Source organism: Flavobacteriales bacterium (genome assembly GCA_016704485.1).
Lineage (GTDB): Bacteria > Bacteroidota > Bacteroidia > Flavobacteriales_F > PHOS-HE28 > PHOS-HE28.
The window spans coordinates 332,675-351,996 of the sequence record JADJAA010000002.1; the positions used below are offsets into that span (position 1 = coordinate 332,675).

At 48.5% G+C, this 19,322-nt stretch carries 16 protein-coding genes; 7 read left to right on the plus strand and 9 right to left on the minus strand.

Annotated features, from left to right (window positions below):
• Position 1: 1 nt before the first annotated feature.
• A complete protein-coding gene (locus tag IPF95_12555; GenBank protein MBK6475520.1) occupies positions 2 to 367 on the minus strand; it encodes a YtxH domain-containing protein in 366 nt (121 codons plus the stop codon).
• Positions 368 to 697: 330 nt separating this feature from the next.
• On the opposite strand from IPF95_12555, the gene IPF95_12560 reads away from it, so the two are divergent.
• The gene (locus IPF95_12560; GenBank protein ID MBK6475521.1) at positions 698 to 3,226 is read left to right on the plus strand and encodes a T9SS type A sorting domain-containing protein; all 2,529 of its coding nucleotides are present in this window, start codon (positions 698 to 700) and stop codon (positions 3,224 to 3,226) included.
• A 5-nt stretch (positions 3,227 to 3,231) separates the two neighbouring features.
• Here the strand turns inward: IPF95_12560 and IPF95_12565 are convergent, their stop codons facing one another.
• A complete protein-coding gene (locus IPF95_12565) occupies positions 3,232 to 3,519 on the minus strand; it encodes a DUF3817 domain-containing protein (GenBank protein MBK6475522.1) in 288 nt (95 codons plus the stop codon).
• 214 nt (positions 3,520 to 3,733) lie between these two features.
• On the opposite strand from IPF95_12565, the gene IPF95_12570 reads away from it, so the two are divergent.
• Both IPF95_12570 and IPF95_12575 read left to right on the plus strand, forming a co-directional pair.
• Positions 3,734 to 4,345 (plus strand): hypothetical protein, encoded by a 612-nt coding sequence (locus IPF95_12570; protein ID MBK6475523.1) that lies wholly within the window; start codon positions 3,734 to 3,736, stop codon positions 4,343 to 4,345.
• A gap of 94 nt (positions 4,346 to 4,439) precedes the next feature.
• Positions 4,440 to 4,988: a hypothetical protein gene (locus IPF95_12575; protein MBK6475524.1), complete on the plus strand. Its 549-nt coding sequence runs from the start codon at positions 4,440 to 4,442 to the stop codon at positions 4,986 to 4,988.
• Positions 4,989 to 5,315: 327 nt separating this feature from the next.
• Here the strand turns inward: IPF95_12575 and IPF95_12580 are convergent, their stop codons facing one another.
• Complete coding sequence (locus IPF95_12580; protein MBK6475525.1) at positions 5,316 to 6,317, minus strand: IS110 family transposase; 1,002 nt, start codon at positions 6,315 to 6,317, stop codon at positions 5,316 to 5,318.
• Between the two features lie 272 nt (positions 6,318 to 6,589).
• Between IPF95_12580 and IPF95_12585 the strand changes: the two genes are divergently transcribed.
• Positions 6,590 to 7,930, plus strand: a complete 1,341-nt coding sequence (locus IPF95_12585; protein MBK6475526.1) for a patatin-like phospholipase family protein — start codon at positions 6,590 to 6,592, stop codon at positions 7,928 to 7,930.
• The gene (locus tag IPF95_12590; GenBank protein MBK6475527.1) at positions 7,927 to 8,946 is read left to right on the plus strand and encodes a hypothetical protein; all 1,020 of its coding nucleotides are present in this window, start codon (positions 7,927 to 7,929) and stop codon (positions 8,944 to 8,946) included. The genes IPF95_12585 and IPF95_12590 overlap by 4 nt, the downstream gene beginning before the upstream one ends.
• 169 nt (positions 8,947 to 9,115) lie before the next feature.
• Here IPF95_12590 and IPF95_12595 read toward each other — a convergent pair whose 3' ends face one another.
• The 3 genes from IPF95_12595 to IPF95_12605 all read right to left on the minus strand — a co-directional run bounded on the left by IPF95_12595 (position 9,116) and on the right by IPF95_12605 (position 11,638).
• Entirely contained in the window at positions 9,116 to 9,292 is a 177-nt protein-coding gene (locus IPF95_12595) for an OmpA family protein (protein ID MBK6475528.1), read from the minus strand.
• A 156-nt stretch (positions 9,293 to 9,448) separates the two neighbouring features.
• Positions 9,449 to 10,651, minus strand: coding sequence for an OmpA family protein (locus IPF95_12600; GenBank protein ID MBK6475529.1), 1,203 nt, complete (start codon positions 10,649 to 10,651; stop codon positions 9,449 to 9,451).
• Positions 10,652 to 10,771: 120 nt separating this feature from the next.
• Positions 10,772 to 11,638, minus strand: a complete 867-nt coding sequence (locus tag IPF95_12605) for a cyanophycinase (GenBank protein ID MBK6475530.1) — start codon at positions 11,636 to 11,638, stop codon at positions 10,772 to 10,774.
• Between the two features lie 303 nt (positions 11,639 to 11,941).
• On the opposite strand from IPF95_12605, the gene cphA reads away from it, so the two are divergent.
• Entirely contained in the window at positions 11,942 to 14,602 is a 2,661-nt protein-coding gene (cphA, locus tag IPF95_12610; GenBank protein ID MBK6475531.1) for a cyanophycin synthetase, read from the plus strand.
• Positions 14,603 to 14,892: 290 nt separating this feature from the next.
• Here cphA and rplS read toward each other — a convergent pair whose 3' ends face one another.
• Both rplS and trmD read right to left on the minus strand, forming a co-directional pair.
• A complete protein-coding gene (gene rplS / locus IPF95_12615; GenBank protein MBK6475532.1) occupies positions 14,893 to 15,330 on the minus strand; it encodes a 50S ribosomal protein L19 in 438 nt (145 codons plus the stop codon).
• Between the two features lie 89 nt (positions 15,331 to 15,419).
• On the minus strand, positions 15,420 to 16,127 hold the full coding sequence (gene trmD, locus IPF95_12620; protein MBK6475533.1) for a tRNA (guanosine(37)-N1)-methyltransferase TrmD: 708 nt from the start codon (positions 16,125 to 16,127) through the stop codon (positions 15,420 to 15,422).
• 115 nt (positions 16,128 to 16,242) lie between these two features.
• On the opposite strand from trmD, the gene IPF95_12625 reads away from it, so the two are divergent.
• A complete protein-coding gene (locus IPF95_12625) occupies positions 16,243 to 16,971 on the plus strand; it encodes a hypothetical protein (GenBank protein ID MBK6475534.1) in 729 nt (242 codons plus the stop codon).
• Here the strand turns inward: IPF95_12625 and IPF95_12630 are convergent.
• Positions 16,968 to 19,262 carry an RND family transporter gene (locus tag IPF95_12630; protein MBK6475535.1) on the minus strand — a complete coding sequence of 765 codons (2,295 nt, stop codon included), beginning with the start codon at positions 19,260 to 19,262 and terminating at the stop codon, positions 16,968 to 16,970. The genes IPF95_12625 and IPF95_12630 overlap by 4 nt on opposite strands.
• Positions 19,263 to 19,322: the final 60 nt, after the last annotated feature.

Below are 19,322 nucleotides of genomic sequence, written 5' to 3' on the forward strand. Positions count from 1 at the left end.
ATCAATTTGCACTGTGCCGAATATTCTCAGCAGCTCGTTCAACTTTCTCGGAAAGATCCTCTTCGGATACCTCAACATCATCCTTTAAGCGTGAACGAAGGTCTTTCCCTTCATCGACGAGGAATCGGATGAAATCCTTCACTTCCTCTGATGTCATGGATGCGGCGTCGGATACCTTTCCTTTTGCCTTGCTCCATTCTACACGGCCTTTATCAATTGCATCGCCGAGGTCATCTTTTGCTTTAGATGCCTTTTTCTTCAGTTTTTTCCGGGTTTCTTTTCCAGAGTCAGGTGCAAACAACACTCCGAGTGCGGCACCTACTGCAACAGCGGCCAAAAGGCCGATCAATTTTTGATTTCGATTCATGTGCTTGTGCTCTTGGCTGAATAAGTATTCAATAAAGTTACGCTGTTCAATGTACAAAGACTGAGCCATGGATCAGATCTGCCATTGCTTATGACAAAATTGCGGTTCCAACTTGCCAGTCAATATACGAAAGCAAATGTTCATAGCGATATGGAAATGCGCAGTTGTGACGATCCAGGTCCATTGGTGATCTGATATTTTGGATGATTGCTCAGATCTGAGCATAGACAAGGATCACTGCGGCGTTAACAAGGAATTAATGTAGCTTGCAATGTCGTTACATTTCCTCGTCAGTTATACTCGATCTCGTCAATGATAACCTCCTGATCAATGAAAAAAGGTAAGTACATCGTATTGGCTTTTGGATGCATTGTCATCCTCGGGTTGGTCCATGCCACAATGCAGGATAGGTCGAAGGATGAAAATGGCCATCCGAGCGGTCCGCAGGTGGTAAATGAACGCATGTTGCTGGAGCGTGCGTACCCCGATGCAGTGTTCGATCTGGTCGCCTATAAAAAGGGTGTTGCTGAAGCCCTTCGACTAAGAAGCGCTCAAGTGGAACGCGATCTTTTGACCTGGACGGTTGAAGGTCCTGGGAACATCGGGGGGCGATTCAATACCATTGCGATCCATCCAACGGACTCTGACATAATGTTGGCAGGCGCCGCAACTGGTGGCGTTTTCCGGACAACGGATGGCGGATCGACATGGACTCCTGTATTTGATGAACAACCCTATTTGTCCATCGGTTACATCACATTTGATCCGAGCAACCCGAATACGATCTGGGTTGGCACTGGTGACGCTAATATCTCAGGATTCTGCTACATAGGCGACGGTGTGTACAAAAGCACCGATGGCGGTACAACATGGCAGCACAAGGGACTGGTCGACCAACATGTAACTGCATCGATCATTGTTGATCCGACGAATTCCAACACCGTTTATGCAGCGGCCATGGGCCAACCTTTCATACGTGACGACAACCGTGGATTGTACAAGACGATAGATGGTGGCGACTCATGGACTTCCGTATTGTTCGTCAGTGATCAAGCGGGCGTGATCGATATGGTGATGGATCCGAGCAACGCACAGGTCATCTATGCCGCTACCTTCGATCGAATTCGGAGTAATTCCGAAAGTGTGGCCCACGGGCCGAATGGAAAGATCTGGAAAACAACCAACGGTGGTTCGGATTGGGTGCAACTCACCAATGGTCTACCGAACTATCCCGTTTCACGGATCGGGCTTGCAATTGCCCATTCTGCGCCGAACACACTCTATGCAATTGTTGCGGATTCCACTTATGGCGTGGAGGGGATCTACAAGACCATTAATGCTGGTGCATCATGGACCAGTTTGGATATATCAACGGTCGACAATTTGCATAGCACGTTCGGTTGGTACTTCGGAAAGATCCACGTCAACCCTTCGGATGCTGAGCGGGTCTATATTTTGGGTGTGGATAGTTACACATCCGTAGATGGTGGAGATACGTGGGATATGTTTACGCCATCTTGGGGAACGTACGAAGTTCACGCGGATAAGCATGATCTGCAGTTCACTACGGGCAACGTGATCCTCTTATGCACGGATGGAGGAATCTATCGGACCAATGACGAAGGAGGTACGTGGGAGGACATCGAGAATATCCCCGTGAATCAGGTCTACCATGCCGCAGAGAACCCGCATTTGGTAGCGGATTATTGGTGCGGTGTGCAGGACAACGGTACGTCCAGAGGAAACGCCTCGAACATTAATAGCTGGGAACGCATGGCAGGAGGCGATGGTTTCCTGCCCAAATTCGATCCAGTGGATCCATTGCTGAGCTATGTGGAAATTCAATATGGCTACGTGCTGTATTCTGATAATGGTGGATCGGACTATTTCGATTGCGTATCAGGTATCGATGAGAATGATCGTGTGAATTGGGACATGCCTTATACGATCGATCCATTTGATCGAAGCGTCCTGTATTGTGGAACTGAACGGATGTACAAAATGGAAGGTGCGCCCTATGGCTTTTGGGAACCGATCAGCAATGACCTTTCGAATGGAGGAACGGGTAGGGTACACACGATCACAACACTGAGTCCATCCGCAGTGAGTGCCAGCAATATATACGTCGGTACCGGTGATGCGAATGTGTGGGCATCGACCAATGGTGGCGCGAGCTGGAACAATGTGACAGGCACGTTACCAGAGCGTTATGTAACGGCAGTTGTGGCCTCTCCGAATTTGGCAAATGCAGTTTATGTTACGCATTCCGGCTATCGCGAAGGAGAGAATATTCCGCACATACATCGTTCTGCGAATAACGGTACAAGTTGGATCGACATCTCCGGTGATCTGCCACAAGTTGCGGTGAACGATGTTCTTGTACGGAATGGGAACGAGGACTTGATCTTCGTGTCCACCGATGTTGGTGTATACTATACCGTGAACGGTGGCCTTCAATGGAATCGGTTAGGCGACAATATGCCGTTAATGCCAGTGTTCGACATCGAGTTCAACGCCGCTGGAACCAAGGTCATAGCGAGCACGTTTGCACGTTCGGTGCAGACCTGTGATATCACGAGCTTACTTACAGTGTCAACAAATGACATGCCTCCGCTCACCGCAGGGATCATGGTTTATCCGAATCCTGTAGCGGATCTTCTGAATATTAAAATGCACAAGAAAGCAGCAGTACAGATCGAAGTGTACGATATCCAAGGAGCGATAGTTTGGGCTGGTACATTTGGAGATGTATCCTCGTTCACTATTCCTGTGAAAGAGCTTGCAGTGGGTACCTATTCGATCGCGATACGATCAGGCACCGAGTGTTCAATTCAACGATTCGTGAAATTGGATCGATAGGTCGATCAGCGCAGCCACTTCCGTTCCATAATGAACGTACCGAAAGGCAGGATCGATGCAAGGCCAAGACCAACGATCCGCTCCAGATCCCACTTCAATTTAGTGAACAGCGGCAAGGCCAGTACCCAATAGGCTATGAAGAGAACGCCATGCGCCCACCCCACGTATTTCACGAACAGGGGCATATCCCAAATGTATTTCAGTGGCATCGCGATCCCAAGCAGGATCAAATAGCTCCATCCTTCTGCAATTGCCACAGCGCGGAACCTGCTAATTATCGGGTTGTCCTTCATGCGGCCGAAGATATCATCTTCCGTAGTGCGATCGGGTTCCTTCACGAACTCTGGCTATACGCTTTCTGGATCTATGGGCGAAAATGCACCAATAAGACGGTTTCAAATATTTACTTTCGATGCCGCAGGGTCGCCTACGGCAGATCCTGTAGAGGTATAGATGTTTAGAGGTGAAAGCATTCATGAAGACATTTATGAGTATTCTCTATTGAAGATGAAATCGGTCATTCGAACAACAGAGTTAATTCTCCTCTGGAGCGTATGCGCGATGCTTAGCATGTGCAGGCCACAATGTCGCTTAGTAGAATCGCCAGCCCAGCTTACAGATACATTGGACGTTGATGATGAGATCTATGCACTTTCACTTCCTGAGCGAGAGCATTGGGAACTTGATCCTGATGGTGTGGCATCAATAATTGTAAAGAATACGATTTCTGGAATTGATCTAGTCGCATTCTACATCACAGACCGCATCGAACCTGGAAATGGCCCATATGAGAACAACGAGCATGACTATCGAGGTGATTCGTATTTCCATACAGATCCTCTCACTGGAGAAAGATCTGATGTACGGTTCGTGCGGCACATCTGCTCCTCGATAGGTGGCTGGTACGGTGTCTTCGAATGCGACCCATTCTTGCAAGGCGATACTGTTTTTGTCCAGTGCTTTGTGGCGAAGCAGGAAGCACCTGATCGAATTATGGCAATGGAAGTTTGGGGGCGATTCAATACGACCGATGAGCAAAAAGCGCTGAGAAAGGAGGTCTATCAGTTCATTGCTTCTACGGAATGGCTATCCGCCACGCAACCAAGGTGGCAACGCTGAGCGCTCGTCATGGTTCGGAGTTTAAACCTGTGCAGGGTCTGCCATAGGCGACCCTGCACCCCATAAAAGATTCCGAACCCATAACTTCGGACTTATGTCCACGCGCAAACTTCGAACCCAGGACGGCGTGGTCTATTTCGCGACATTTACCTGCTACCAATGGTTACCATTGTTCAAGGCAACAAATGCTTATGACATCCTCTACAAGTGGATGCACATTGCTTACAACAAAGGGTATCGCTTTCTGGGCTATGCGTTCATGCCCAACCACGCACATTTCTTGATCCGAGTACCTGAGGGAGGCACGATCAATACGGTGCTTGGTAACGGTAAAAGGTTCATGGCATACGAGATCATAGAACGTTTGAAAGCCTCAGAGCAGAATGAACTTCTAACACAACTTCAACAAGGTCTTCGAGTTTCTGATATTGCACGAGGCCAGAAGCATCGCGTTTTTGCCACATCAACAGATCTAGTGGAGCTTTTCAGTGGTAAAATGATCGAACAGAAACTGCACTACATACATGCTAACCCTGTATCCAAGAAATGGCAGCTGGTAGACGATGCGGTTGAGTACCAACATTCCAGTTTCGCGTTCTATGTTCGTGGTGAGAATCGGAATGCTCCACTTACCGCATATTAGGAATTCGGGTACCTCGATGGTAAAGGCGCGCCATGGTGAAAACAAGAACATGACTTTGACGCTAACACATTGTACCTTGTGTAACCATGCGCATGGTGGCGCTATATCTTCGATGCTGCAGGGTCGCCTACGGCAGACTTATTCTATGTTAAAAACAAGCATAACGTAAAGTTTTTTTCAGGCATTAGGACTCCAGCCATGAACCAAGGATGAGGCCCACCCTTGATCCATGTTGTTGGCCGTTGCCATCATGCCTATCCCTGTTAGGTTGCTCTTCAGCAGAGCCTGCTTCCGTTTGGACACGACATACGAAGTACGGCAATCCGATCAATTCTGCACTAATTGCCGCTGCTCATAGGGCCGGTTGTTGCGGATCACGGCGCAAACACAATGGATGATCTTATTACGGACCGCATTGACAACCAATATCGGCTTCTTGCCTTCAGATACTTTGCGTTGGAAGTAGACCTTTAATTCTCCTTCGCGTTGCACGTTGGCAAGTGCAGCCATGTGGAGCATGGTCTTAAGGATCTTGTTGGCTTGATGTGATACTTGCGTTCGTCCGCGAATACTGCTACCAGAACTACGCTCAAATGGAGCTACACCAGCATGACATGCCAGTTCGCGTGGGTTCGTAAATCGATGGAAGCCATCGGTGAGCGCGATCAAATAGCTCGCTAATTGTGGGCCTACGCCAGGGATCGTGAGCAACAGGTTGTATTGTTCACTGGTTATATCATCGGCTTTGATCTGTGCCATGATCAGTTGCTCTACGCGTATCACGGCACGATCCGAAGCAACGATCAAACGCTTGTCAAGTTGGTCGAACGCCTTTTTAATGTCCTTGTCCATGTAGCGGTTCAGGTCCGAGAGATGCTTCTTGTACATGGCTCTGACGCGAACCAAGTGTTGCCTACGTGTGAGCAGGTGCTTGAGTTTATCGAGCTTGAGGTTCTGTGCTGTGAACAAACGTGTTTTCTCTCGAAATGTGCGTGCGTATTGCGCGATCCGCAAAGCGTCCACTTTGTCGTTCTTCACACGCTTGATGCCCATGCTCTTTTGTATATCGAGCGGGTGCGCCAACCAAGCATGCCAGTGCTGCTCCACGATCAGATTAAGCAACATCAACGTATAGTGCCCGGTAGGTTCCAAACACACTAGGCATTCCCCGGTGTCAACTCCGTATCGTTTCTTCCAGCTGTTCATTAGCGTCATTACGGCTGTACGACCATTGCTTACTTGCAAGCTCTCCAAGTGAACACCGTGTTCATCGAGCAATGCGAAATCCAAGGTTGCACTGCTCACATCGATACCGATCCAATGCTTCATTTTCGTTTACTTTGAGGTTCAACAAATGATCGCTGTTGAGGCTGAGCGACAGGTCCGATGCTCCATGACTCTAATAGGCCCTTACGCCTAGCATTCTATCCGAGCCTTAGACCTGAGAAAGCCAGAGGTACCCCTAAGTCTCTTAGGGCTTTAACCCTAGCTGCGGAGTTGGTTCACCCCTGGCTTGGCTCAGTTCTCTTCAGTGATCTATCGACATCTAAGAAAATAGTTCCTTAGTGACGATGCAATACTAGAGCCTGCAGAGGTTTAGAATGCATGATGTTATAATCGATCATGGAGACTCCAAAGGCTCTGCCGAAAAATGGAGCGCTACTGAAAAGTTCTTCGATGCTCCGAATTCTACGGCAAACCGTGTCTATAGGCCAGACAAATTTGGAGAGGAGCGTAGTGAACACAATTGGGATAATTACCCTGAAGTACTGAGCATGCTTAAACGCTGGGGTAAAGGGTTCATTGCAGATGGGTTACATCAATATTTTTTCCCGATTACAAAATACTATCGTAAGTGGGCGAATATTCTTAAACGTCTGGTTTTGAGAGATGACCTACAGTCAGATAAACAACGGAGTATCGGGTTCGACAGACTACCCATGCCATTTCCAGTTCCGTATGCCTATCCAACGAATCGTAATGTCGAATTCAAGCATCATAACGATGCTGCTGCCTACCTGCACAGTCTTCTGTTAAATCGTGGTCTTTTTTCAGGCTTTGCTGCTCGAGATTTTTTCCGAGAACTAATAAAGACACAACTCGTAGCGGCCCGTTTCAAAGCATACAAAAACTACGAAGCACCAGATGGGGACATGTCATTCAAAGAATTCTACAATATTACTGGCGTTGACCTTGTCCTTACTGGTGTGAATATTTCGAGACACGAGCCAAGGTATTTTTCGGTTTGGCACACGCCTGATTTTCCTGTTGTGGAGGCAGTAGCGCTGAGCATGAGCATACCATTTGCCTTTAAGCCGGTATATATTGAAGGAGGCGTGCGTAAGGGCGACCAAGCCCAAAACTTGGCCTACCAAGGTTTATACGTAGACGGGGGCATGTTGAACAATTATCCGGTGCGCGCATTCGATACGATTGCTCTGCGCAGCTCCTTGAGCAACGGTGAATTGTTACGGTATCGCAATGAAGAGATATCGGGTGGTGCTTTCCTTGCTATAGATCCTAAAGAAGGCACGGGTGGAAACGAACCTTTTTTAGGATTTAGGCTTGTGGATTTGGGACTTCCAAATGCAGAATTTGATAATGATTCTTCAATTCCGGCATCAACCGATTTTGACTCTATTTTCCCGAAAAGTGGAGACAAAGGTATTATAGGCAAATTACTCGGGGATTTATACTTCACATTCATGTATTCTTCTAGTGCTGGTCAAATCAGGTATGTTAATGATAGGTCTCGTACAGTTCCACTTAATACACATGGTCTTGAACTATTTGACTTTGCACATCAAAAAGCAGATAAGGAGAATAACAAGACTATAATTGTGCAAACTGATGGAAAAGAAAAGGAATTTCCACGTGATAAATGGAAAGAAGACCGAATCAAAGAAGCACAACAGCGTGTTTTATCTCGAGTAGAGCCATGAGTAAGTACGGCGTTAAATTATTATTTGCAGCTACTTGTATGGTTTTGATTTTGGGTTGTTCAGTAAACCAAGAAAGAAACTATCAAAATGATTTATTGTGCAACACTGATTTAATCAATGCTGCACTCTCTATGCCTAAACTGGGTGTCGATAGTTCCGAAATACGTAAATTCGAAGAACGAATTGGTTCGAGAGTTCGCATGCCAGGTCGAAGACGGTTCATTATAGATTCGCCTAAGGCCAAGCATGTGTATAATGATTCCACGTTTGCTCGTATTTCAGAATTGTTTTTTGGAGGTAGAATTGTCGCAAAGCGCTATCGTCCTTCAAGAATCTACCATAAAGAATCTGCACCTGATGGGGGGGAATTAGTTCCTGATGGCTTGGACATTGCTAGGCCGGAACTGTTTTGGTTACCAATTTTTTATCGACCACGCCCAATGAATGGTTTGAATATGGTAGTTATGCATCAATTAATTGATAGTATGTATTATTCTGGCAAGGGTTGGTGGACATTACCCGATGTATCTGTGGTAAAGTTATATAACCGAGATGCAGTGCTCGATTCTGTTTATCCAGAATTACAAGTGAATAGAACTTTAGACCGGGAATCATTTGCGCTACTTTTCAATTGTTTGCAAGCTCATTTTGATAGCCTGAGCGCTTCCGGTGCTGAACGCAATTCCAATGGTTTAACAACTGATTTAGGGGCCGAGGATGCCCCATTTAGAGACAAGGCATTTAAGCACCTAATTCGACATCACGCATGGTTAGCACCAGATAGTGTTGCAATAGAGTTGTATTGTTATCCTGCAGACAGATTAAGGAAGTATATGTTGTACGACGGTGGTGCTCATTCCTTTGTTATAGATAGCGCGTCGGGCATGTACTTAAAAGTTGCGAACGAAACGGTAAATGCAAAAGAGCTAGTCTATGATATACAATGGGAAGACTTAGCCATTTGGATCGTTTATACGCACATTGGCAAAGTGGAGCGAACACCGTACGAGCCTTGAGGCGCTTGTTGTGTAATTCGTATTTTTCGATTTGAATCTCGTGGGTCATTCTTCTACGGGCTTACTATGCGTACATGAGCTTAACCTTTTTGATTTTTTAAACCTGTGCAGGGTCTGCTGTAGGCGACCCTGCACCCCAAAAAGCCCACGACAAAACTGGTTAAATAGATCACTTCGCAGTAACACGCAGCGCGATCCTGCGATTCTGCGAACGACCGACTTCCGTATTATTTCCGGCAACGGGGTATTGGTCACCGTAGCCTTCCGCTTCCATGCGTTTGGAACTCACACCAATAGTGATCAATGCCGTGTAGACAGCGTCCGCACGCGCTTGTGAGAGCTTCATATTCTAAACCTGTGCAGGGTCTGCCGCAGGCGACCCTGCACCCCCTCAACGCCCACGACTAAACTGTTTTCCCAAAAACTACTTCTAAACCTGTGCAGGGTCTGCCACAGGCGACCCTGCACCCCACAAAGCCCACGACAAAACGGCTAGAACAGATCACTTCGCAGTAACGCGTATCGCAACACGGCGATTCTGTGATCGACCTTCTTCCGTATTGTTTCCGGCAACCGGGTATTGGTCCCCATAGCCTTCCGATCCTATGCGTGTGGATCGAATACCCAATTTGACCAATGCGGTACGTACCGCATCTGCTCGCTCCTGTGAACGCTTTTGGTTCTCGGTAGAACTACCCCTGCTATCGGTGTAGCCACCGATCTTCAATTCAACATCCGGAAACACGTTCATGATCGCGGCTATGTTGTTCAATTGGTCCTTGCTCTGGTCCATGTCGAGCGCTGTGCTTTCTTCCTGGAATACGATATGGTCACAGTTGAACCATGAGGTCGTATCCACCACTTTATTGCTGGAAATGAATTGAAAGAGGTTTCGTTCGATACCCGCACTATCACCGATCAGCTCGTATCCGTTATCCAGTTTATGGAACCAGCCCGGTACATTCTTTTGTACTGCAACAACAGCGTTCGTGGTAGTGGTGTCGGTAGGGTCGATAGTCAGTTCTGAGTTCTGCAATAGTGGTATTTCCACCGCTGGTTCATCGTAGCGATCCCAGATCCAGAACGAGATCAGACCGACCCCAACAAGACCAATGATCAGAGCGGTCTTGTTGCTTCGTACCGGTGCGTCCGTCGGGTCCAGGTTATTATCGAGCCCTAAAAGTCCGCTGATGCCTAGAGGTAATTCCTTGATGATGCTGCTTCTCTCTTCATTCAGCAATCCGATGAAAGACCCGACCTCAAATCCATTGCTCGTCATCGATCTGCTCAAGTGGCCCATGACCAGTTGCGCTGCAATGTTCATCACGGGGCCGGCAGAACGGGTTTTCAGCCCACTCAGGCTGCTGAAAGAACTTATGACGTTGGACGACCTATCGCCGAAAAGCCTCTTCAGGAAACCGCCAACGAGATCATTGTTACCAGCTGCTCGCTTGAAAAAACCATTGCTGATGCTGTTCCCAAGATTGTCAAGCAAAGCACCGCTCTTAGGGTCAGTGAGCAGAGTGAACAGGTGGTTCATGGCGCCGCTATTAGCGCTCTTACCGATCATTGCGGCCAACATGGTCGGCACCATTCCGTCAATCGCCTTGGTTACTCCAATTTCACTTTCTCCGAGATTGCCGGCCACGCCTTGCACCAACGAAGGTGTAACGTTGCTCAGAATACCGGTCAATAGATCGCTCATAGTGATGTTCTTGCTTTGGATCCTGGAAAAGGCAGAGTTCCGGATCGTAACGAAATACTATTCAGGAATGATCAAGAATCGCAGACCCAGCGCAGATGAACGGATGAATTACACGCTAGGTCAGCCCTTGACGTTAACACGGACGGCGGCGAACTGACGACTTTCCAAGCTGTAATAATACCCTTTGGAAATTATATGGAATTTCATGCCTTCAACGCTGAAGGGTCTTCCTTCATCCACATCCGCAAGATCACTATACATAATATCATGACCGTCGAAGATCATTACCTGTCCGCTTCCAATGGTCTCTAGCATATTGCCCTCCGTGATCACTACGCCGGTATCTTCTCCGAGTCCAATACCAATTGCATTCGGGTTACCGGCAACGGCTTGTGTAAGTCTGCTGAACCGCCCGCGCTCAACGAAGTGACTATCGATTATTACATCATGTATCAATGAAGCCCCTGTGGTCATTTTTACACCACCCTTTATCAGACCAATGGAGCTGTGCCCTTGGTAGATCATGGTACTGCTCATGCACATAGCACCTGCACTTGTTCCCGCCACCACGAAACCGGTCTCGTTGATATACCGGCGTTTCATCAATTCCAGAAAAGCAGTACCTCCGAAGATCGTTGTAAGCCGAAGTTGATTGCCTCCGCTCATCATAACAGCACTGCAGCGGGCCAATCGTTTCACAACATCGGGTTTTACATACGAACGATCCCTGATCCCCAAAACATCTACATCGGTAACGCCTAGTTTCTTGAATGCTTCCAAATAGTTCTCCGCAACTTCTTCGGGGATCATACTCGCAGCTGTTATCAGCGCGATCCGGGCACTTGACCCACCGGCTTCGTCAACCACGCGCCGAAGAATACTGTCATCTATGAAGGCGTGAAGTGTTTTGTGGCCAGGAGCGTCAGCAGTTCCTTTATCCTCAGCGCCGCCTATTGCGATCAACTTTCCTTTGGGTGCCCTATTCATGTTGATATCCCCCGCCCCCTGATGCCGAAATGCTCGACAATTGATGAATGATAAGTCTTACAACAACTTGATCCTTACGGTCAGGGCATGGAACGAAGGATAATTATCCAACACTCCATCACCTTGGACGGGGCGAAAATAGAAGGTTCCAATATATATGGTAACTGAATGTGAAGTTTTGATGAACACCGACCTGTCACCTATCTTCCGCCGTTGTGGGAGGAAAAGTGCTCGTAGATGCCACTATGCACAAGCACGATCCCACGTTGTAAAGCATTAAATTCACGCGATAACCCGTTATACATGCGCATTCTTGAACTTAAGGCCATGCGAGGCCCAAACCATTGGTCCGTGCGGCGTCACAACCTTATTATCATGCGTCTTGATATCGAGGATCTGGAGCAACGGCCAACGGATAAGATACCGGGGTTCTATGAGCGGATGAAGGAAATGATGCCGTCGCTGTATTCGCATCGTTGTAGCGAAGAACATGAAGGTGGTTTCTTTGAACGCATCGTGCGCGGTACGTGGATGGGGCATGTCATTGAGCACATTGCTTTGGAGATACAGACCTTGGCCGATATGGACACCGGATTCGGTCGTACACGAAGTACCGGCCAGGATGGTGTCTATAACGTTGTTTTCAGTTATGTGGAGGAACCTGTAGGGCTTTATGCGGCTAAGGCTGCTGTTCGCATTGCCGAAGCCTTGATCAGCGGTGAGAAATATGATCTGGCGGAGGATATTCAGAAGATGCGGGAACTACGGGAAGAATCCCGTTTAGGACCCAGTACCGGAAGCATCGTGCAAGAAGCCGTGGCCAGAGGTATACCTTACATCAGGTTGAATGGTCAGAGCTTGGTACAGTTGGGCCATGGCGTGCATCAGAAGCGCATTCGCGCGACCATCACCAGCCATACAAGCAACATCGGTGTGGAAATAGCATGCGACAAGGAAGAGACCAAGCAATTACTGGAGAGTTATGAGATCCCAGTACCAAAGGGCCGTGTCGTACGGACGGAGGAAGGGCTGAAGGATGCCATTGAAGTGGTGGGTTACCCCTGTGTGATAAAACCGATAGGCGGAAACCACGGTAGAGGTGCAACGATCGGCATCAAGACCTGGGAAGATGCCGTTGTAGCCCTACATAAAGCCAAGGACATCAGTCGCAGCGTTATCGTGGAGCGATACATCACCGGACTGGACCATCGATTGCTGGTGATCGACCATAAGTTCGTTGCAGCTGCAAAACGCACTCCGGCTTGTGTTATAGGCGATGGCAAGAGTACCATCGAGGAACTAACAGAAGAGGTGAATAAGGATCCACGCCGTGGTTATGGTCATGAAAAAATGCTGACCAAGATCGATATAGATGATCACACGGAAAAGCTGCTGGCCCGTGAGGGTATGACCCGCACATCGGTACCGAAGAAAGATGATGTGGTGTATTTGAAAGCGACCGCTAACTTGAGCACGGGCGGAACCGCGGATGATATTACTGAGATAGTACACTCGTTCAATGTGTTCATGGCAGAGCGGATCAGTCGCATCATCGACCTGGACATCTGTGGCATCGACATCATGACCGATGACATTACACAGCCGCTTACGGAGAATGGAGGCGCTGTGCTGGAAGTGAATGCAGCACCTGGTTTCCGCATGCATCTCGATCCAACTGGAGGCCTAGGGCGCAATGTGGCCGAGCCGGTTGTGGATATGCTCTTTCCGCCCGGGGCGCCTAGTCGAATACCCATCATTGCATGCACTGGTACGAACGGAAAGACCACGACCACACGGTTGATCGCGCACATTATGCGCAACAGTGGATTCAAAGTAGGTATGACATGCAGTGATGGTGTCTATATCATGAACCGTTTGTTGATGACCGGCGATTGCACCGGTCCGCTCAGTGCGCAATTCGTTCTGAAGGATCCGCTGGTGAACATGGCCGTATTGGAAACTGCCCGTGGTGGTATGCTACGCAGCGGTCTTGGGTTCGAGCATTGCGATGTAGGTATATGCACCAATGTTGCCGCCGACCATTTAGGGTTGAAGGATATCAATACGTTGGATGAATTGGCACATGTAAAAAGCATTGTACCTAGAAGCGTAAGAAAGGATGGCTATGCGATCCTGAACGCTGATGATGAATTGGTAATGGCCATGCGCAAGCAATGTGACAGTAAGATCGCGTTGTTCAGTTTGGATGAGCAGAACCGACTCATACGCCAACACTGTAAGCTCGGTGGTTTGGCCGCTATCTACGAGAACGGTTACATCACAATAAGCAAAGGTGAATGGAAACTGCGGATCGAAAAAGCCGTGAACGTGCCGCTTACCTACGGAGGTAAAGCGGTATTCAACATCCAGAACGTATTGCCAGCCGTGTTGGCTGCTTATGTGCAAGGCGTTAAGATCGAAGAACTGCGTCAAGCACTAGCAACCTTTGTTCCTTCACCGGCTCAAACTCCGGGTCGTTTGAACATGTTCCAATTCCGCAATTTCCAAGTAGTAGTGGATTATGCGCACAACCCGCATGGTTTCGAGGCTCTCGGAAAGTTCGTGGAAAAAGTATCTGCTAGCCCTAAGATCGGTGTGATCGCAGGAGTAGGGGACCGGCGCGATGACGATACGATAAACCTAGGACGATTGAGTGCCAAAATGTTCGACGAGATCATCATCCGCCAGGACCGTAACCTCCGTGGCAAGAGCGATGATCAGATCATTGCACTATTGGTAAAAGGCATCCACGAAGTTGATCCGAAGAAAAAATATACGATCATCAAGAAGGAGGATGAAGCCATAAGGCATGCGATCGCAACGGCCCCCAAAGGCGCGTTCGTAGTGCTCTGTAGCGACGTGGTGCCGGATGCATTGGCACTTGTAATGAAGCTCAAGGAAGAGGACGAGAACGTGTCATTCAATAAGGAGGATATCCCGAACCGGAACAAGGAGTTGGTGTAATTCCGTGGATATTTTTGAGTGGGAGGATCGATCGATCTGCATAGTTGGATCGTAACGAAGCATCGTACATTATCGCGCCTTCGTTGAGATGATCAACGCAGTGCGTAGAATCTACTTAGATGGGCTTAGCATGCGATGTATGATCGTATGGAACGTCAGAAGAGAAAATATCCAGTATTTGCACTGATCATGATACCTATTCTGTGAATGTATCACTGGCAACACTGATCGAACCTAAAGAAAAAGCCCCCACCGAATGGTGGAGGCTTTTGCTTTTGAACGGGTCTATATTACTTCGCCACTTCTTTCTTGGCCGCTTTCGGCTTTTCGGATCTGGCAACTTTGATCTTTTGTTCCTTGTTGTTCTCGTCCTTACCGGCGGATTGGCGCTTTTCGCTGATGCGGGCGCTCTTACCACGAAGTTCACGTAAGTAGAAGATCCGGGCACGGTTCACATCACCACGCTTGTTCACTTCGACCTTATCGATGAATGGGCTTGCTATTGGGAAGATCCGCTCTACACCGATGTTGTTACTGATCTTGCGAACGGTAAAAGTGGCAGTGCTTCCAGAACCTTTGCGCTGGAGAACCACACCTTGGTACTGTTGAATGCGTTCTTTGGTGCCTTCTACGATCTTATAGTGAACGGTAACGGTATCGCCTGCCTTGAAAGCGGCAAGTTCCTGCAGTGGGGCGTACTCTTTCTCGAGTTGTTTGATCCTATCCATTTGATGTATTATTAGGGAGGTTACCCAGCGCCCACGACAGGTTCGGGGGATTCGGTCTCCGGATTTGGGGCCGCAAACGTACGGAGATTTCAGCGATCTACAGCAGGGTCCCCCTCACCTTTTTCAGAAAGGAGTCCCGGACGTCGTTCCCGGGTGCGCTCCAACGCCTGTTCATGGCGCCAAGCATCAACTTTTGCCTGGTGGCCGCTTACCAACACTTCCGGAATGGTCCATCCGTTGTAATTAGCCGGTCTGGTATAGGTCGGCGGTGCCACCAGACCATCCTGGAAACTATCGCTCAAGGCCGATGTTTCATCACCTAATACGCCTGGTATCAAGCGTATTATGGAGTCGCTCAGAACTGCTGCAGCCAGCTCGCCACCGCTAAGTACATAGTTTCCGATCGAGATCTCACGTGTTATCAAATTCTCTCTAACTCGCTCATCCACGCCCTTGTAATGCCCACACAAAAGGATCAGGTTGCCTTTCAGACTCAGTTGGTTAGCAAGGTTTTGGTCAAGTAGCTCACCATCCGGGCTCATGTAGATGATCTCGTCGTAGGATCGTTCACTTTTCAGTTGCTCAATTGCACGATGGATCGGCTCCACGGACATGACCATTCCCGCACCGCCGCCGAACGGAGCATCATCCAGCCTGCGGTGCTTGTCCGTGCTCCAATCCCTAAGGTCGTGGACCTTTACGTGCACCAAGCCTTTACTCTGAGCACGCTGAAGTATGCTCTCCCCGAACCAACTGTCGAGCAACTTAGGTACTGCGGTAAGAATATCGATGCGCATGCGGAGGAAATTTCAGGTCGCTAAGTTCAGGTTTTGAAAAGGATCATGCATTTTTTCCGAAAGGATCCTATCTTCGGCATGTTCATTGCCTTTGATATGCAACGAATAAATTAGAATGATGAATAAGCTCCTGATCCTCGCACCCTTAGCGTTGTTCCACTTGAGTGTACAAGCGCAGAAACACGTTTACGAAGACCTTCTCGTGATGTTCGTGGACGAGAAATATGAGAAAGTTCTGGATAAAGCGGAAGGGTATACCCTGAGCGATGCCACCAAGAAGGACGCGCTACCATACTTGTATATGAGCATGAGCTACTTCGAGATGACCAAGGATGAAAAATACCAGACCGATTACCCAAAGGCATCCAAGGACGCATTGAAATACGCGGAAAAGTACCGCAAGAAGGATAAGGAGAACGAGTTCTTCAGCAACTACGAGGATTATTGGGCAGATCTGAATACCAAGGCCGCCGAGGAAGGGGAGAATTGGTTGGACGATCCGAAAGGACTTAGTAAAGCAAAAAGCATCTTTGATGCAATGACGAGTTATTACCCGGAAAATCCGGGACCATGGTTGTTATTGTCCATCACACAATACAAAAGCAATTTGGCCAAGGAAGGTGATCTGAGCGTTAAGGCATTCGATAAGGCCATCGCCGATGCCGGTGACCTCAATACGTTGCCACCCGACCAAAAGAAGTTATTGAAGAATGCGATCATCCGCTTTGCGGATTTTCAGGACTCCAAGGGTAACAAAAGCGAGGCAAAGAAGTACGTGGAATTGGGAAAGGACTATTTCATGGACTCACCTGACTTCAAAGGCTTGTACGATTCAATGTTCTAATGGCCTTTTTTAGTGATGCCCTTTGGTCTGATCAACATGACCAGAACGGGCATCAATAAGAGTTCCGTGACCAACGCGAATGCGAGAGTAAGCGTCACCAGTAGTCCCATGTCGAAGATGCTTCCGAAGCTGGAAAGCATCAAGGTAACGAAGCCGGATAGTAGCATCAATCCTGTAACAGTGACTGCTTTTCCTGTGGTGAGGTACGTGCGTTTCAGTGCATACATCGGTGACTTTCCAGCGCGCAATTGTTGTCTCAATTTGGCGAGCATATGGATCGTATCATCTTCCGCGATCCCGAATGCGATGGAGAAAATGATCGCTGTGCTTACTTTCAGGTCGATGTGGAAATAGCCGATCACCCCTGCAACGAAAAGCAATGGGATCAAGTTCGGGATCAACGCCACAAGCACCATGCGCGGATCTCGGAAGAACCATAGCATGATCAACGAAGTGATCACGATGGCAAGCCCCATTCCTCCTAATAGTTGGGTACTCAATGTTTCATTGCTCCGATCGATCAGGTAAGCCATGCCCGTGAGGTGGAATTTCACAAGTTCCGGGTCAGTGTGCTCTTCAAGGAACTTCTCGAATTCGACGTTGCGTTCCTTGTTCACTGCACTGCCATCATCCAGCATACGACCGCTCAATCGCGCCATACTTCGGTCTGCTGAAACGATCGATCCGAGGTAGGCTCCGCTCAGCATTTTCGCTCTGCCGACCATGCGCAATGTTTCGGTACTATCCGGTATGCGGTAGTATTCCCGTTGCCCTCCATTGAATGCTTTGTTCAATGATCGCATTACAGTAACTGGGGATAGAACACCCTTTGCACCGTAAAGATCAATTGCTTTTTGCTCCACTTTCTCTATCTCACCGAGCACGCGATGATCCCAGATCCCTTTGGTCGTATCCTGCACAGTGATCTCTAGTTCAAAAGGCCGTACACCTCCGAATTGGCGATCAAAGAACCGCACGCCGAGTCGTTCTTTTTCTTCTTCGGGCCACGCATCGAGCAGGAACGTATTCACACGGATCTTCGACATGCCATGGATGCCTGCCACTATGATCAAGGAGAACCCGATCAGTATTGATTTTCTGTTGCGAATTGTCCATTGGAATAACCTGGGCAGCCGCTTATCCCATGGTGAAGGCTTCTCGCTTACAGGCAATAGTTTTCCAGGGCTGATGAAGATCAGGATCGCGGGTAAAAGGGTGAATGCGATCAGGAAGGTGAGCATGACGCCGATCGCTGTGAACCATCCGAATTCCTGTAATGGCTGGATATTGGCCGCACCCAACGTAGCAAACCCTACAGCCGCGGTCAATGCTGTCAGGAATGTGGGTAGCCCAACATGCTTGTAGGTGTGTGCGATCGCCTCCCTTCGGGGCAGACCGGCTCTCAACTCATCCAAGTAGTGTTCGAGGATATGCACAACATCGCTCATGCCCACCACGAAAAGGATCGTCGGTAGCAACATGGTCAGGATGCTGAGTGGTTGCCCCATCAAGGTCATGGCACCAACTTGCCATAGGATCGCTAGACCAACCGTACCGATCGGAACCAATACTCCCCACAACGATCGGAAGCCCCACCAAAGAAAGATCGCAAGAAGAACGATGGCCGATGTCAGGAACAGGATCAACTCTTCCAACATCATCCGTATGTAGTGGAACTGTCCGTGTATCCTTCCGGCCAATTGCACGTCCTGTAATCCACTTGCTTTTATGGCTTGTTCCACATCCTTGAGCAACGCGTCGCTTTTCAATTTCGATAGTCCCGTTCCGGCATCGATCAGCATCAACATGGCCTTTCCGTCCTCGGAGAAGAATGTGCCGTGGATCCTTGGATCCTGCGCGATACGGGTCGAGTCAGCTGTTAACGTACTGTCGCTTTCGAACCTGAGATACGGGGTCTGGAATACACCGATGGGCGTTATGATCGGTTCGGTCAGGCGGGTAGGAGAACTCACCTTTTTGATATTATCCAGGCGTTCCAGAGCAGAGGTCAATGAATCCACCTTGGAAAGCAGCTCCACGTTGTAGATACCTGCTTCACGCGGAATGCCGATCATCAGGAAATCGTTATCGCCACCGAACTTTTTTCGGAAGGCGTTGTAACGCTCAAGTTCCGGATCGTTGGTTGGAAAGAATTTCTCGAAATCATAATCCAACTTAGCGTTACGCAACGCGAAGACCATGATCGCTGTGATCACAGCGATCACCACCAATGCTGTTCGAGCATTGCGTGGGGTAAGAATGGTGTGGATACGTCGGGTGCTTTCGTCCATCAACGATCAATGGTCGATGCAGGAGTGCAAAGATCGGAAAGATCGATCGGTGCGCGGCTA